Below are 14,337 nucleotides of genomic sequence, written 5' to 3' on the forward strand. Positions count from 1 at the left end.
CACCGACCTAGGGAGGCGACACCGTGGACCGATCAGCGGTGCGGGCAGTGGGCTGGGCCCGCGCTCTGCCCATCGACAGTTCCGTCAAGGAGGCCCGTGACTGGGCCCGCAGGCATCTCGACACGCTGGGCTGGACCGGCAGTGATCCGGAGACCGTGGACTCCGTCCTGCTCGCCGTCTCCGAGCTGGTCACCAACGCGCACCGGCATGCGCGCAGCAGCGCTCAGCTCGTCATGACGTGGGACAGCCGGTGTCTGCACATCGCCGTCCACGACTCCTCGCCGGACCTGCCGAGTCCTCGGCCGCCCAGCACGGAACGCGTCGGCGGACGCGGCATGATGCTGGTGGACGCGCTCGCGGACAGCTGGGAGACGCGGCCCTGTCCGCACGGCAAGACGGTGACCGCGTGCTTCCGGCCGTCGTCGTCCGCCGCGTCGTGACGTGGCGGCTCACTCGACGGCGTCGAGGCGGACGCTGAGCTGGGCGCCCCACTCGCGAAAGCCGAGCGCCCGAGCCACGCGACGGGACGCCTGCGGGCGGGCCCGCCACTGGGGCAGCAGACCGGCCGCGAGGGCGTGGCTCACGGCGGCGGAGGCCGCCTGCCGCGCCAGACCGCGTCCGCGGTGGCGCGGATCGGTCAGTACGCACATGTGTGCGGTGGACGCCGGCCACCTCTCGTACCCGGCGGCGGCCACGACGTCGGCCCCGTCCCGTACGACGAACACCGGCGAGTCGATGTCACCGACCCCGCTCTCCGCAACGTCGTCGGGGCCCGCGGCCTCCATGAGCGCACGGATGCCGCCGTGCCCCGCCGGAACCGCCGCGACCCGGGCCTTGACCGGCCGGAAGCCGTCCGCCGGGAGATAGGCGAGAACAGCGGGCCCGAGCACCTCGACGACAGGCAACCGCGCCACGACGGCGTCGGCCCGCACCAGATCCTCGACGGCCATCCCGGCCACCCCCCGCCGAACGAGCCGGGCCCGCGCCTCATCAGGCACCGTGACGATCACCCCACCCCCCACCCTGACAATGCCCACCCACCCCACGGGCCCCACCCGCGACCCCGCCGAAACACCAACCACAACACCCCCACCCCGCACATCCGCAGCCACCGACACCCCAGCCAACCCCTCCCAGAGCCCCCACACCCGACTGTCCAACGGCTCCTCACCCATCCGCTCGCTCCCTGGTCAGGCAGAAGGGGTGGCCGGCCGGGTCGGTGAGAACCCGCCAGCGGTCGCCTCCCGGCTGCCGCTCCGGCCGGCCCGCGCCCAGCTCCGTCAGCCGCGCCTCGGCGTCGTCGAGATCTTCGACCGCGAAGTCGAGATGCATCTGCTGCGGCACGCTCTGGTCGGGCCGGCGCGGAGGCACGTAGGCGTCGACCCGTTGGAACCCGATGAGCAGGCCGCCCTCCTCCCCGACGAGCCCGGCGAAGTCGGCGCCGGACGCGTCGTGGAGCCGGAGCCCGGTGGCCTGCTGGTAGAAGGCGGCCAGCGCCGGCGGGTCGGGGCAGTCCAGCGTGATCGCTGTCAGCCGCATGCTCAGGTCCTTGTCGGTCCGGGCCGACGTGGGTGGGGTGAGTTCGGGTGGGGTCAGTCGGTTGAGTTCTTCTGTGATCGTGCGGCGTAGGGGGTCGTGGCGTGGGCCGAGGGTGTCGTGGGTGTCGGTCCATCGTTCACGGGGGTAGAGCCATACCGGTCGGCCCAGCAGTTCCGGTGGTTCCCAGGCGTAGCGGGGCCATACGTGTGCGTGGAGGAACGGGTCGGTGTTGCCGAGGATCTCCAGGTTGACGCGTCGGAACGCCGGATCCAGGCGTGCGCAGGCGCGTTCGACGGCCTCGCCGAGCCTGTCCATGTCGGACAGGAAGGCGAGCCGTCTGCTTCTGGGCAGCTCCGACAGCCGCCGCACCCCGGGATCGTCCGTGAGGAGCACGCAGTAGCCCGGCAGGAACTGCACGTCCCCGATCACGGCGAAGCCGGACTCCAGCCTGCGCAGCACTGTGGGGTTGGCTCCGCGGAGGGCGCTGGTGATGCGGTCGTTCCGCCAGTCTTCGGCCATGGTCGTGTCTCCGTCAGCGGCCGTCGATCAGGGCTTCGGCCAGGGTCGGGGAGAACGTGCCCGCCCTCGGGGAGTCCTGCGGGCAGTGGGTGGGGTCGTTGCCGTCCGAGTCGCCCGGGTTCTTGATCCACAGGAGGTACTCCGCGCCGCCCTCGCCGGTGCGGGAGGTCGCTCCGAGTTTGCGGGCGGCGGGGTTGCAGAAGCCGACGTGGCCGCTGGCGGGGACCCCGGGGGTGACGTAACCGCCGTTGCCGTTGCGGGAGGTGTCGATCACCCAGCGGACGGTGACACCGAAGTCGGCCCGGAGCCGGTCGGCCAGGCGGCGGGCGTAGTCGTTGGAGACGTCGGTGGAGTCGAAGTTGGAGACGTTGACCGAGACTCCGCCGGCGATCGCGGCTCCGGAGCGGTTGAGGAGTTCGGCCATCTTCGGCAGACCGATCCCGCCGGCTCCGGTCCCGGCGTCCCCGAGGGTCCAGGCCGCGTTGCCGGCGTCCAGGTAGGTGCGGACGAACTCGCCCTGTTCCGCGAGGCGTTGGTTGGCGTACCAGAGCATGTCGAAGCGTGCCTCCGCGCCGCCCCTCATACAGGCCTCGTCGGCCGCCTGGGCCACCGCGTCGGGCTCGAGGACGACGATCGCCGGACGCCCCGCGATGCCCCGGGCGAACTTCGAGATCCACGCCTTGTACTGCTCCGCGGATCCCGCGCCGCCCGAGGAGGCCCCGCCGCAGTCCCGGCCGGGGATGTCGTACGCCACCAGCACCGGCAGCCGGCCCTTCGCGGCGGCGGCGCCGACGTAGTCGTTCACCTCCGCCTCGATGTCGGTCGCGGGGTTGCCGTCGGCGTCCCAATCGCCGTACCACTTCACGGTGTTGTGGTCGCCGATCGCCGCCCTGACCTTCGCGGCCCGGCCGTCCAGCGGGTTCGCGTCGGCCCAGGCGGCGGCGTTGTTCTTCGGGTCGTTGTAAAACCCTTCGCGGGCGGTGGAGGTGGTCAGCGAGACGTTGTCCAACACGACGTCCGTCGCTGCCTGTTGGCCGCCGAGCTGGAAGGTGATCTGGCCCGTGGTGCGGATGCCGGAGGTGAACGTCCAGCTGAACCGCTGGGGTTGGGTCCCGAGGCTCACGGTCCGGTCCAGCGGCGCGGTGAAGGGGGCGGCCCCCATCTGCACGGTGGCCCTGACGCGGGCCGCCGCCGAGGACCGCGCGTCGAAGGACAGGGTGTACGCGACCCCATCGCGCAGTTCGACGCCGTCCTGTCCGATCACCGCGTCCCACGGGTCGGCCGTCCCGGCGGCCACGGTGGCCCGCAGGGCTCCGTCGGCCGGGGCCAGGGAGGTGTTCGCGGAGTTCCACCAGTCGGCGACGCCCGAGGCGAAGGTGCCGTTCTTCGCCAACTCCCCGTATATGGGGGTGGGTTCCGGGGCGGGTTCCGCCGCACGGGCCGTCGACGCCGGGCCCGCCGAGGGGACGGCGGCTCCTGACAGGGTGGCGGCCAGGACCGCTGCGGACACACTCACCAACGGTTGCGACATCACACGCATGAGGTCAGGAATCCTCGTTCCGTCGGCCGGCGCGGGGCCGGTCGAACACGGCGAGGGGAGTACACGTCGTCGATCTCGATCCCCCCGTGCACTCGGTCATCGTCGAGCGCACATGCCCCACTCTCCTGACAGCGGCGGGATTGGATCAAGTGCCCGAGGGAAGCGGATCTGTGAACTGCGACACGCGCTCCCCCGACCCCCTGGCGGTCGCTGCTGCTCGGGGCCCATCAACTCGTCGAGGCGGCGGTGTGGGCCTCGGACGGGGGCAGGGGGCCCGCCACTGTCGTCTGGGCCGTCATCGCGCTGCCCCTGCCGGCGGTGTGGGTGCCGGTGGGCACCGTGTGCGCCGCCGCGCCGCATGCCCGGCACCGGCTGTTCCTCCCGCTCGCGATCGGCGTCGCGACCTCGGCGACGCTCGCGTACGCCCTGGCCACCGGGCCGGTGACGGCGGAGATACGCGGGCACACCGTCGGCTACGCGGTCGATCTCTCCTACCCGTCCGTGCTCGTCGCGGGGTATCTGCTGGCCACCGTGGGCTCGCTGCTGCTGTCGGGCGACCGGTGGCTGGTGGCGCTGGGGGGCCTGGTCGCGGTGGGTGCGGCGGTGTGCTGGGCGCTGTGGCGGATGGAGTTCGTGTCGACGTGGTGCGCGGTCGCGGCGGTGTGCTCGATGGTGCTGTTCGGGTGGGTGCGCGCGCGGTCCGCCGTGCCGGGAACCAGGGCGCGGCGGGAGGCGTTCCGTGGATGAGGGAGGCGGGTCGGCCCGCCCCGCCGGTGAGAGGGCGAGGACGCCGTGGTGAGTGACAAGGCACGGAAACTGTTCGAGGCGCTCGACCTCGACGAGAACGGCGAGCTGACCCGCGAGGAGGTGATCGTCGCCCTGCGCAGAAAGGGCCCGGTCCTGGCGGCCTCGGGCGATCTGCCGTTCTGGGGCCTGGGCGACGCCGACGCCTCCTCGGCCCTGTTCGACGCCGCCGACCAGAACGGGGACGCGGTCCTGACCCTGGAGGAATTCGCAGCAGTAGTGGACCGCCGCTTCGGCTGGCACTGACACCCGCTGCGACCGCGGCCGACGCTGAGGTGCGCTGCCGCTTCGGCCAACGCTGACGCGCGCCGCCGCTTCGGCCGGAGCAGCCCGACGGCAACCGACACCCGGCCGACGCCGCGACGCGTGCCCGTCGGCGGCCCGCCCGCGCCGGCACCGGGGCCCTTCGGCACCCGGGCCCCATCGGCACCCGGTCCGGCACCGGAGCCCGGGTCCGCAGGGCAACACCCCCCCAGGCCCGCCCCGGACCTCACCGACACCCGCCCGACGCCCACACCCACCCGGCCACCATCCAGAACCACCCCGGACGGCCCTGGCCAGCTCAGGCCAGCCCTCAGCCTCACCCCTCCCGCCCCCCACCCCTCCTCCCCCGTCTGGTCCACCCCGCTCGCTGGTGCGACGCTGGAGGGGAGTGTCGTCCAGATGGGGAGGGCCGATGGGACGGGATGTTCCGGCGATGGTCTTCACCCGGGAGGATCGTCGCCGGTACCGGATCAAGATGCAGGAGTGCCTCGACGCGCTCGCGCAGATGCTGCGTGAGTCGCGGTTCGAGTCCGAGTGGCCCCGGGTGGGCCTGGAGATCGAGCTGAACCTCGTCGACGGCGAGGCCGAACCGGCGATGCGCAACAACGACGTGCTGGAGGCGATCGCGGATCCGGCCTGGTCCACCGAGCTGGGCCGGTTCAACCTGGAGATCAACGTTCCGCCGCGCCGGCTGACGGAGGGCGGCCCGGAGTCCTGGGAGTCCGAGATCCGCGCCGCGCTCAATCACGCGGAGGAGCGCGCCAGGACCGTCGACGCCCATCTGATCATGATCGGCATCCTGCCCACGCTGCGCCAGGAGGACGTCGGAGAGACATCGCTCTCGGAGAACCCGCGCTACCGCCTCCTGAACGACCAGGTGTTCGCGGCGCGCGGCGAGGATCTGCGGATCGAGGTGGACGGCGTCGACCGGCTGCGCACCTACGCGGACACGATCACCCCGGAAGCGGCGTGCACCAGCACCCAGTTCCATCTCCAGGTCTCGCCGGAGGACTTCGCCGCCTACTGGAACGCGGCGCAGGCCACGGCCGGCGTACAGGTCGCGCTGGCGGCGAACGCGCCGTTCCTGTTCGGAAAGGAGCTGTGGCACGAGACGCGGATCCCCCTGTTCGAGCAGGCCACCGACACCCGCCCGGAGGAGATCAAGGTGCAGGGGGTGCGCCCCCGGGTCTGGTTCGGGGAGCGGTGGATCAACAGCGTCTTCGACCTGTTCGAGGAGAACCTGCGCTACTTCCCCGCCCTGCTCCCCCTGTGCGACGAACAGGAGCCGACGCAGACCCTGGACGAGGGCGACATCCCCGAACTCGCCGAGCTGACCCTGCACAACGGCACGATCTACCGCTGGAACCGGCCGGTGTACGCCGTCGCGCACGACATGCCGCACCTGCGGGTGGAGAACCGGGTGCTGCCCGCCGGGCCGACCGTCGCCGACACGCTCGCCAACGGCGCGTTCTACTACGGGCTGACCCGCGCCCTGGTGGAGGAGGAACGGCCGGTGTGGTCGCGGATGTCGTTCGCCGCCGCCGAGGACAACCTCCACACGGCGGCCCGGCACGGCATCGAAGCGCCGCTGTACTGGCCGGGGATGGGTGAGGTGCCGGCGCCCGAACTGGTCCTGCGGCGGCTGCTGCCGCTGGCGCACCGCGGGCTGGAGCTGTCCGGGATGGACTCGGCCTGGCGGGAGCCGCTGCTCGGCGTGATCGAGCAGCGGTGCGTGACCGGCCGCAACGGCGCGGTGTGGCAGAAGGAGATGTTCCATCGGATCGAGGACTCCGACCACTCGGGCCGGCACGAGGCGCTGCGGCGGATGACGCAGCTGTACATCGACTTCATGCATCTCAACGCCCCGGTCCACACCTGGCCGGTCGACTGAACCGCAGCACCCCCGCACAACCCGCCCGCCTCAGTCCTCCACCCACCGGTACCGGCGCTCAGGACGCCCCGTGCCGCCGTACCGCAGGCGTACCTCGGCGCGACCGGTCTCGGTGAAGTGTTCGAGGTAGCGCCGGGCGCTGACCCGGGACAGCGCGGCGGCCACCGCGCAGTCGGCGGCGGACATGTCGGGGTCCGCGGAGCGCAGCACGCGGGCGACCAGTTCGGCGGTCTGCGGGGTGAGCCCCTTGGGCAGCGGGGCGGCGCCGCGGGGCCGGCTGCCGAAGACCTGGTCGACGTCGCCCTGCCCGGCCTCGGTGAGCGCGCCGAGCCGGGTGTGCAGGGCGGCGAAGTGCTGGAGCTGGTCGTACAGCGCGCCGAAGGTGAACGGTTTGATCAGGTAGTGCAGGACGCCGCCGCGCATGGTGCCGCGGATGGTGTCGATGTCGTTGGCGGCGCTGATGACGATGACGTCGGTCTGGACGGCGCTCGCGGTGCGGATCCGGCGCAGCACGGTGAGGCCGTCGATGTCGGGCAGGTAGATGTCGAGCAGGACCAGGTCGGGTTCGAGTTCGGCGACCATGCGCAGGGCGTCGTTGCCGGTGTGGGCGACGCCCACGACGACGAATCCGGGTGTCTTGGCGACGAACCCGCTGTGCACCTTGGCGACCATGAAGTCGTCGTCGACGACGAGCACTCGGATCATGCCCGTACCTCCGGGGTGATCGGCAGGGTCGCGGTGAACACCGCGCCGTCGGCGTTGTGGACCCCGACGGTTCCGCCGCGGCGCACGCAGGTCTGCCGGGTGATGGCGAGGCCGAGGCCGCGCTGACCGCCCTGTTCGGCGGCCTTGGTGGTGAAGCCGTGGCGGAAGACCTCCTCGGCGATGCCGGGGGCGATGCCCGGCCCGGAGTCGCGTACGACGACCCGCACGGCCCCGGCCCCGGCCCCAACACCGGCACCGGCACCGGCACCGGCACCGGTCCCGTCGTCCTCGGTGACGGCGACCTCGATCCAGCCCGCTCCGTCCGCGGTGTGTCCGCGCAGGGCGTCCAGGGCGTTGTCGACGAGGTTGCCGAGCACGGTCACCAGGTCGGCGGAGAGCGCCTCGCCGACGGGGCCGAGGGCGCAGCTCTCCGACAGGCGCAGGCCGACGCCCTGTTCCGCGGCCAGGCTGGCCTTGGCGATGAGCAGGGCGGAGACCGAGCTGTCGGCGATCTTCGCGGTCACCTCGGTGTGCCACTGGTCGCGGCGGGCGGAGACTCTGCTGACATAGCGGCCGACCTCGTCATACTCGCCGAGTTCGATCAGCCCGGCGATGGTGTGCAGCCGGTTGCTGAACTCGTGGGCCTGGGCGCGCAGGGTGTCGGTGGTGTGGCGGGTGGCGTCGAGCTGGTCGCGCAGCCGCATCAGCTCGGTGCGGTCGCGCAGGGTGACGACGGCGCCCAGGGTACGGTCGCCGCGTCTGATGGACATCCGGTTCAGGACGAGGACCTTGCCGCGGCGCAGTCCGATCTGGTCGCTGCCGGTGGCCGCGCCGGTGAGGACGTCGACGAGGCGCTCGTTGAGGCCGAGGTCGTGCACGGAGCGGCCGATCACGTCCGGGGGCAGGGTCAGGAGGGCCTTGGCCGGGTCGTTGACGAGGGTGATCCGGTGCTGCTGGTCGAGGCCGACGACGCCCTCTCGGATGCCGTGCAGCATGGCCTCGCGGTGTTCGACGAGGCCGGTGATCTCGGCGGGCTCCAGTCCGAGGGTCTGGCGTTTCAGCCACCAGGCGAGGGAGAGCGAGCCGGCGACGCCGAGTCCGCTGGCGATGCCGAGCAGCACCAGCAGCTCGGGGAAGGCGCTGGTGAGGAGCTGCCAGGTGTTCGGCGGGACCCGTTCGACGGCGACGTAGCCGCTGATGCCCTGGGTCTCGGCCGAGATCACGGGGACGTGGGCGACGACCGAGCCGTCGAGTGCGCCGACCCAGGCGCGGCCCTCGGTCACCGTCGAGCCGCCGAACCGCATCGGCTTGCCGATCTGCTGGGGGTCCTGCGAGGTGAGGATCGTCCCGTCGGGCCGGGCGACCGCGACCGTACTCGCCCCGGAGAGCACCTGGGCCCGGGTGGCGAAGGGCGCGAGGTTGGGGTGCTGCGCCGGGTCGGTGAGCAGTTCGCGCAGGCTGGGGTCGGCGGCCAGGTCCTCGGCGACGCCCAGCATCCGGCGGGACTCCGTGGCCCGTACGGTGCGGTCGGCCTGCTCGACGGCGATCGCGGCGACGGCGACGAGCAGCACGAGCACGATGAGCAGCTGGAGCACCAGGAGCCGACGGGCCAGCGAACCCTTTCCGCCCACGTCACACCCCCTTCCGGCCGGATTTCGCCTGGCCGACAGTGTGACCTTTCGCGGCCCGGAGCGTATACATCCCGGCGTGAACACAACGACCACAACCCCCCGGCGCGGGGCGTGGGCGCGCTCCGGGGCAGACAGGGCGGGGGCGGCTGCCGCAGGATTTCCCCCGGGGCGGACGAACAGGAGTCACGGTGACCGAGTCGGCGAGGGCGCGCAGAGGGCCGGGGGTGCGGCCGAGGCTGCTCGGCGTGGCGGTGGCGCTGGCCGTCGCGGTGAGCCTGGGGACCTGGACCGCCGTGGGCAGGGGCGCGCAGGACGGCGCTCTGACCGGGCTGCGGATCATGGCGCCGAACAATCCGGGCGGCGGGCACGACGTCACGGCGCGCATCTCGGCGAAGGTGATGGAGGAGGTGGGCGTCGCCGGCAACGTCGAGGTGTTCAACCTGCCGGGGGCGAGCGGCACGGTGGGTCTGGGGCGGCTGGTCGGCGAGGACGGCAACGGCAGGCTCGTCATGCAGATGTCGCTGGGGGTGATCGGCGGCGTGTACGCGCACGCGTCGCGGTTCACGCTGGCGGACACGACGCCGATCGCCCGGCTGCTGGAGGAGTCGGAGATCGTCGTGGTGCCGGCGGACTCGCGGTACACCGACATCCGGCAGCTGATCGCCGACTGGAAGGCGCGTCCGGGCGAGGTGACGGTGGGCGGCGGGTCCGCGGTGGGCGGGCCGGACCATCTGGCGCCGATGCTGATGGCGAAGGCGGTCGGGATCGAACCGAGGAAGGTGCGTTACGTCCCCTTCGACGGCGGGGGCGAGTTGGTGGCCTCGGTGCTGGGCGGTGAGGTCGCGTTCGGGGTGTCCGGCATCGGCGAGCACATCGACCAGGTGGAGGCGGGCACGCTGCGGGTGCTGGCGGTGACCGGGCGGGAGCGGATCGAGGGGGTGGACGCGCCGACGCTGCGGGAGGCGGGCGTGGACGTGGAGTTCACCAACTGGCGTGGCGTGGTGGCCCCGCCGGGGATCAGCGAGACGGACCGCCGGGCGCTCGTGAAGGCGTTCGCCGGTCTGCACGACTCGCCGCAGTGGCGGGCGACGCTGGAGCGCAACGGCTGGGACGACGCGTTCCTGACCGGCGACGCGTTCGCCGCCTACGTGGGGCAGCAGGCCGTCCAGGTCAAGGCGGTGCTGGCGGATCTCGGGCTCACCTGAACCCCCGTTCGCGGGGTGAGCCAGGGGTGGCTCAGGGGTGCGTGGACGGTGACTCAGGTCACGACCACAACGACCAAAAGGACCACTACGACCGCAGCCGCCGGACGCATTTACCGCGCCGATCCGGCTCCCTAACCTCCCGGCAACAGGTGCCAGTCGGCACGCACGAGGAGGAACCCCATGCCCGCATTCCGTCCCGCCACCACCGCCGTCGCCCTGACCCTCGCCCTCGGGACGCTGACCGCCTGCGGCGGCGACGAGACCAAGGTGGCCGAGAACAAGATCTCCGCGGGCCAGGTGCCCTCCTACTACCCCGAGGACTACGCCACGCTGATCGAGGCGGCCAAGAAGGAGGGCGGCAAGCTCACCGTCTACTCCAACCTCGGCGACGAGAACATGGCCCCGATCGTGCGGGACTTCAAGAAGAAGTACGACTTCATCAAGACCGTCTCGGTCAACGAGCTCGACAGCGACGAGCTGTTCCAGAAGGTCCTGTCGGAGAACGCGGCCGGGTCTTCGCCGGCGGACGTGCTGATCTCCAGCGCGGCGAGCGCGTGGGCCGACTTCGCCGGACGCAAGGACACCGTCCTCCAGTACGAGACGCCGGAGCTGCCGAAGCTCGGCGAGAAGGCGCAGCTGCTGCCCGGCGTGTACTCGATGTCGCAGGACCCGATGACGATCGCCTACAACACCTCGCTGGTGGAGAAGCCGCCGACCGGCCTCGCCGACCTCGCGAAGATCGTCACCGCCGACGAGGGCAAGTTCAAGAACAAGGTGACGGTCCGTGACCCGAAGGGCTCGTTCGGCTTCACGGTGACCCGCGCCCTCACCGAGGGCAACGCCGGGGCGTGGGACGCGCTGGCGAAGATCCTGCCGCTGACCCGCCCGGAGACCTCCTCCGGCACCCAGCTGGAGAAGATCGTCTCCGGTGAGTACTCGGCCGGCTTCCTGATCAGCGCCTCCCCGGCCTACCCGGTCGTCGAGGACAGCGCCGGACTGGTGAAGATCGTCTTCCCGCAGGACGGCACCGTGGTCCTCCCCCGCGGACTCGGCATCGCCGCCGAGGCGCCGCACCCGGCGACGTCCAAGCTGTTCCTCGACTTCGCCCTGGCGGAGGAGGGTCAGCGCGCGGTCGCCGAAGGCGGCCTGGCCTCCTACCGGGAGGGCGTCAAGGGCGAGGGCCTGCACACCTACCAGGAGGTCGTGGACGCGGTCGGCGAGGACAAGATCATCCACGTCGAGTACTCCCCGGTCGCGAAGAACGACGCCGCCGCCTGGCTCGACCGCTTCAACGGACTCCGCAAGTAGGCCTGTCGGGACGATCGGAGCCAGCGCCCATGACCACCCTCACCACACCGCCCCGCACACCGTCGGACGACCGGACGGACACGTTCGAACCGCCGCGCTACCGCCGCCCCTTCGGCATCGGAAGGGACCAGGTCGTCCAGTACGCGGTCCTCGCGTTCCTCGCCGTCCTGGTCCTCGCGCCGATCGTCCCGACCCTCTACCAGAGCGTGCGCAACCGCCCGCTGTACGAGGCCGGCGGGGCCTTCACCCTCAGCGGCTACAAGAGCCTCTTCACCGAGGCCGGCTTCGGCGAAGTGGCCCTGAACACCCTGCTGTTCGCCTCGCTGACCACGCTGCTGAGCCTGGCCATCGCCATCCCCATGGCGATCGTCGTGGTCCGCACCCAGCTGCCGGGCGGCCGGCTGATCGCCCTGGCGATGCAGTGGCCGTTCTTCATCTCCTCGCTGATCCTGGGCTTCGGCTGGATCATCATGTACGGCCCGGCCGGGTTCGTCAGCGTCAAGGTGCAGCAGTTGCTCGGCTCGGTGCCGTGGAACCTGTACTCCATCCCCGGGATGGCGCTCACCGAGGCCGTGGCGCTCGCCCCGATCGCCTATGTGTTCTGCGCCAACGCGCTGCGCCAGTCGGACGCCTCCCTGGAGTCGGCCGCCCAGGTCTGCGGCGCCGGACCGCTCAGGATCCTCGGCCAGGTGGTCGTCCCGCTGCTGCGGCCGCCCATCGTCTACAGCGCCATCCTCGTCTTCTCGGTGTCGATCGAGACGCTGAGCGTGCCCCTGCTGTACGGCCAGCCCGTGGGCGTCGACGTGTTCTCGACGTTCCTCTACCACAACGGCCTCCAGTCGGTGGACCCCGACTACACGATGCTGGGCGCCGCCTCCACGCTGATCCTGCTGCTCACGCTGAGCCTGGTGGCCGTGCAGGCGAAGCTGCTCAAGGACGCCGCCCGGTTCGTGTCGGTGCGCGGCAAGGTGACCCGCCCGCGCAAGCTCGACCTGGGCTGGCTGAAGTGGGTGAGCATCGCGTTCATCTGGCTCTACGTCGTCGTGGGCGCCCTGGTCCCGATCACCGGCCTGGTGCTGCGGTCGTTCACGCTGGTGTTCACCCCGCTCCAGTCGCCGCTGAAGACGGCGACCACGAAGAACTACGAGATCGTCTTCGACTCGGACAACTACGTGCAGTCGCTGTGGAACAGCCTGATCGTCGCCGGCGTCGGCTCGGTCCTGGTCAGCGTGCTCGCCGTGTTCGCCGTGATGGTGGCGCGCCGCTCCTCCTTCCGGTTCGGCAAGGCGGTGGAGTACCTGGCGCTGATCCCCCAGTCGCTGCCCGGCATCATCATCGGCATCGGCTTCTTCTGGGCCTTCGCCCTCGCCCCGTTCGACATCGGGTCGGTGCTCCAGGGCACGGTGTACGCCGTCGTCATCGCCTTCGGGATGCGGGCCCTGCCCAGCGCGTTCGGCTCGGTCGCCCCGGCGATCATGCAGATCGGCGGCGAACTGGACAACGCGGCGAGGGTGTCGGGGGCCGACTGGCTGATGACGTTCTTCCGGGTGCTGCGGGCCCTGATCACCCCGGCGTTCGCCGGAGCCCTGGTGCTCACCTTCGTGATCATGCTCAAGGAGTACTCGCCTGCCGTGTTCCTGAGCTCCGCGGACAACAACATCCTCGGCACCACCATGCTCAGCCTCTGGACGCAGGGCCGGGCCGGGTCCGTCGCCGCGCTGGCCACCCTCCAGATCGCCATCACCGCGGTCTTCGTCTCACTCGCAGGACTGCTCATGAAGGGAAAGCACCATGCCTGAGGTGACCGTCAAGAACCTGGCGAAGACGTTCGGGGAGAACTCCGTCCTGCGGGACGTGACCTTCACCATCGCCGACGGCGAGTTCTTCACCCTGCTCGGGGCCAGCGGCTGCGGCAAGTCCACGACGCTGAACTGCATCGCCGGTCTGGAGCAGCCCACCGAGGGCTCCATCACCGTCGGCGGGCGGACCTTCGTCGACAGCGCGGCCGGGGTGTTCCTGCCGCCCGAGGAGCGCAACCTCGGCATGGTCTTCCAGTCCTACGCGCTGTGGCCGCACATGACCATCGCCAAGAACCTCGCCCTCCCCCTGAACATCCGCAAGGTGCCCAAGGAACGGCAGAAGACGCTGATCCACGACGCGCTGGACAAGGTCGGCCTCGCCGACCTCAGCGGACGCTACCCGCACCAGCTCTCCGGCGGGCAGCAGCAACGCGTCGCGCTGGCACGGGCGTTGGTGTACTCGCCGTCCGTCCTGCTGCTCGACGAACCGCTGTCCAACCTCGACGCCAAGCTCCGCGAACAGGCCCGCGCCTGGCTCAAGCGCCTCCAGGAGGACCTGGGCATCACCACCGTCTACGTCACCCACGACCAGGAGGAGGCGCTCGCCCTGAGCGACCGGATCGCCGTCATGGAGGGCGGCAACATGATCCAGATCGGCACTCCGCACGAGATCTACGAGCGGCCCGCCGCCCCCGCCGTGGCCGCCTTCGTGGGCCGCTGCAACTTCCTCACCGGCAAGGTGACCGCGCAGAACGGCGACCGGCACGAGGTCCGCCTGGACTGCACCGGCGACGTGGTGCGGGTGGACAGCGAGCGGCGCGTCCCGGCCGGCGGCTCCGTCACCGTGGCGATCCGCCCGGAGCGCCTGGAGGTGGTCCCGCCGAACGCCGCGCCGTCCGCCGCGAACCGGCTCGACACGCAGGTCGTCACCAGCTCCTACGTCGGCTCTCGCTACGAGTACGACGTCCGGCTCGGCGACCGGGCCGTGCAGGTGCTCAGCCATCGGGGCGGCCTGGCGGACGAGGTGGCGCTCGTCTTCGAGCCCGCGGACGCGCTGCTCTACGCCGACGCCGTGGAACTCCCGGAGGAGCAGCGGGACTTGCTGACCGTCTCCGCGTGACGATCCGTCAGT

The 14,337-nt window shown here is 71.4% G+C and carries 13 protein-coding genes and 1 pseudogene; 8 read left to right on the plus strand and 6 right to left on the minus strand.

Annotated features, from left to right (window positions below):
- Nucleotides 1–23: 23 nt before the first annotated feature.
- Nucleotides 24–440 (plus strand): ATP-binding protein, encoded by a 417-nt coding sequence (locus tag ACFYX4_RS15255; RefSeq protein ID WP_389331875.1) that lies wholly within the window; start codon nucleotides 24–26, stop codon nucleotides 438–440.
- A gap of 9 nt (nucleotides 441–449) precedes the next feature.
- Here the strand turns inward: ACFYX4_RS15255 and ACFYX4_RS15260 are convergent, their stop codons facing one another.
- The 4 genes and pseudogenes from ACFYX4_RS15260 to ACFYX4_RS15275 form a co-directional block, all read right to left on the minus strand.
- Entirely contained in the window at nucleotides 450–950 is a 501-nt protein-coding gene (locus ACFYX4_RS15260; protein WP_389331878.1) for a GNAT family N-acetyltransferase, read from the minus strand.
- Nucleotides 951–1,167: 217 nt separating this feature from the next.
- Nucleotides 1,168–1,539 (minus strand): VOC family protein, encoded by a 372-nt coding sequence (locus ACFYX4_RS15265; protein ID WP_389332992.1) that lies wholly within the window; start codon nucleotides 1,537–1,539, stop codon nucleotides 1,168–1,170.
- Nucleotides 1,540–1,593: 54 nt separating this feature from the next.
- Nucleotides 1,594–2,058, minus strand: a pseudogene (locus tag ACFYX4_RS15270) (HIT family protein); the annotation flags it as partial.
- A gap of 13 nt (nucleotides 2,059–2,071) precedes the next feature.
- Nucleotides 2,072–3,568: a glycoside hydrolase family 6 protein gene (locus ACFYX4_RS15275; protein ID WP_389331881.1), complete on the minus strand. Its 1,497-nt coding sequence runs from the start codon at nucleotides 3,566–3,568 to the stop codon at nucleotides 2,072–2,074.
- Nucleotides 3,569–3,844: 276 nt separating this feature from the next.
- On the opposite strand from ACFYX4_RS15275, the gene ACFYX4_RS15280 reads away from it, so the two are divergent.
- The 3 genes from ACFYX4_RS15280 to ACFYX4_RS15290 all read left to right on the plus strand — a co-directional run bounded on the left by ACFYX4_RS15280 (nucleotide 3,845) and on the right by ACFYX4_RS15290 (nucleotide 6,557).
- On the plus strand, nucleotides 3,845–4,345 hold the full coding sequence (locus ACFYX4_RS15280; RefSeq protein WP_389331884.1) for a DUF6629 family protein: 501 nt from the start codon (nucleotides 3,845–3,847) through the stop codon (nucleotides 4,343–4,345).
- 48 nt (nucleotides 4,346–4,393) lie between these two features.
- Nucleotides 4,394–4,648, plus strand: coding sequence for an EF-hand domain-containing protein (locus ACFYX4_RS15285; RefSeq protein WP_389331887.1), 255 nt, complete (start codon nucleotides 4,394–4,396; stop codon nucleotides 4,646–4,648).
- Between the two features lie 430 nt (nucleotides 4,649–5,078).
- Nucleotides 5,079–6,557, plus strand: coding sequence for a glutamate--cysteine ligase (locus tag ACFYX4_RS15290; protein WP_389331890.1), 1,479 nt, complete (start codon nucleotides 5,079–5,081; stop codon nucleotides 6,555–6,557).
- Between the two features lie 30 nt (nucleotides 6,558–6,587).
- Here ACFYX4_RS15290 and ACFYX4_RS15295 read toward each other — a convergent pair whose 3' ends face one another.
- Entirely contained in the window at nucleotides 6,588–7,262 is a 675-nt protein-coding gene (locus ACFYX4_RS15295) for a response regulator (protein WP_389331893.1), read from the minus strand.
- Nucleotides 7,259–8,893, minus strand: a complete 1,635-nt coding sequence (locus ACFYX4_RS15300) for an ATP-binding protein (protein WP_389331896.1) — start codon at nucleotides 8,891–8,893, stop codon at nucleotides 7,259–7,261. The genes ACFYX4_RS15295 and ACFYX4_RS15300 overlap by 4 nt, the downstream gene beginning before the upstream one ends.
- A gap of 224 nt (nucleotides 8,894–9,117) precedes the next feature.
- Between ACFYX4_RS15300 and ACFYX4_RS15305 the strand changes: the two genes are divergently transcribed.
- The 4 genes from ACFYX4_RS15305 to ACFYX4_RS15320 all read left to right on the plus strand — a co-directional run bounded on the left by ACFYX4_RS15305 (nucleotide 9,118) and on the right by ACFYX4_RS15320 (nucleotide 14,325).
- Complete coding sequence (locus ACFYX4_RS15305; protein ID WP_389332995.1) at nucleotides 9,118–10,098, plus strand: Bug family tripartite tricarboxylate transporter substrate binding protein; 981 nt, start codon at nucleotides 9,118–9,120, stop codon at nucleotides 10,096–10,098.
- 180 nt (nucleotides 10,099–10,278) lie between these two features.
- The gene (locus ACFYX4_RS15310; RefSeq protein WP_389331900.1) at nucleotides 10,279–11,406 is read left to right on the plus strand and encodes an ABC transporter substrate-binding protein; all 1,128 of its coding nucleotides are present in this window, start codon (nucleotides 10,279–10,281) and stop codon (nucleotides 11,404–11,406) included.
- A 29-nt stretch (nucleotides 11,407–11,435) separates the two neighbouring features.
- Nucleotides 11,436–13,205 (plus strand): ABC transporter permease, encoded by a 1,770-nt coding sequence (locus tag ACFYX4_RS15315; protein WP_389331903.1) that lies wholly within the window; start codon nucleotides 11,436–11,438, stop codon nucleotides 13,203–13,205.
- Nucleotides 13,198–14,325: an ABC transporter ATP-binding protein gene (locus ACFYX4_RS15320; protein ID WP_389331906.1), complete on the plus strand. Its 1,128-nt coding sequence runs from the start codon at nucleotides 13,198–13,200 to the stop codon at nucleotides 14,323–14,325. The genes ACFYX4_RS15315 and ACFYX4_RS15320 overlap by 8 nt, the downstream gene beginning before the upstream one ends.
- The last annotated feature ends 12 nt before the right edge of the window (nucleotides 14,326–14,337 follow it).

It is taken from the genome of Streptomyces sp. NPDC002328, from assembly GCF_042890065.1.
Lineage (GTDB): Bacteria > Actinomycetota > Actinomycetes > Streptomycetales > Streptomycetaceae > Streptomyces.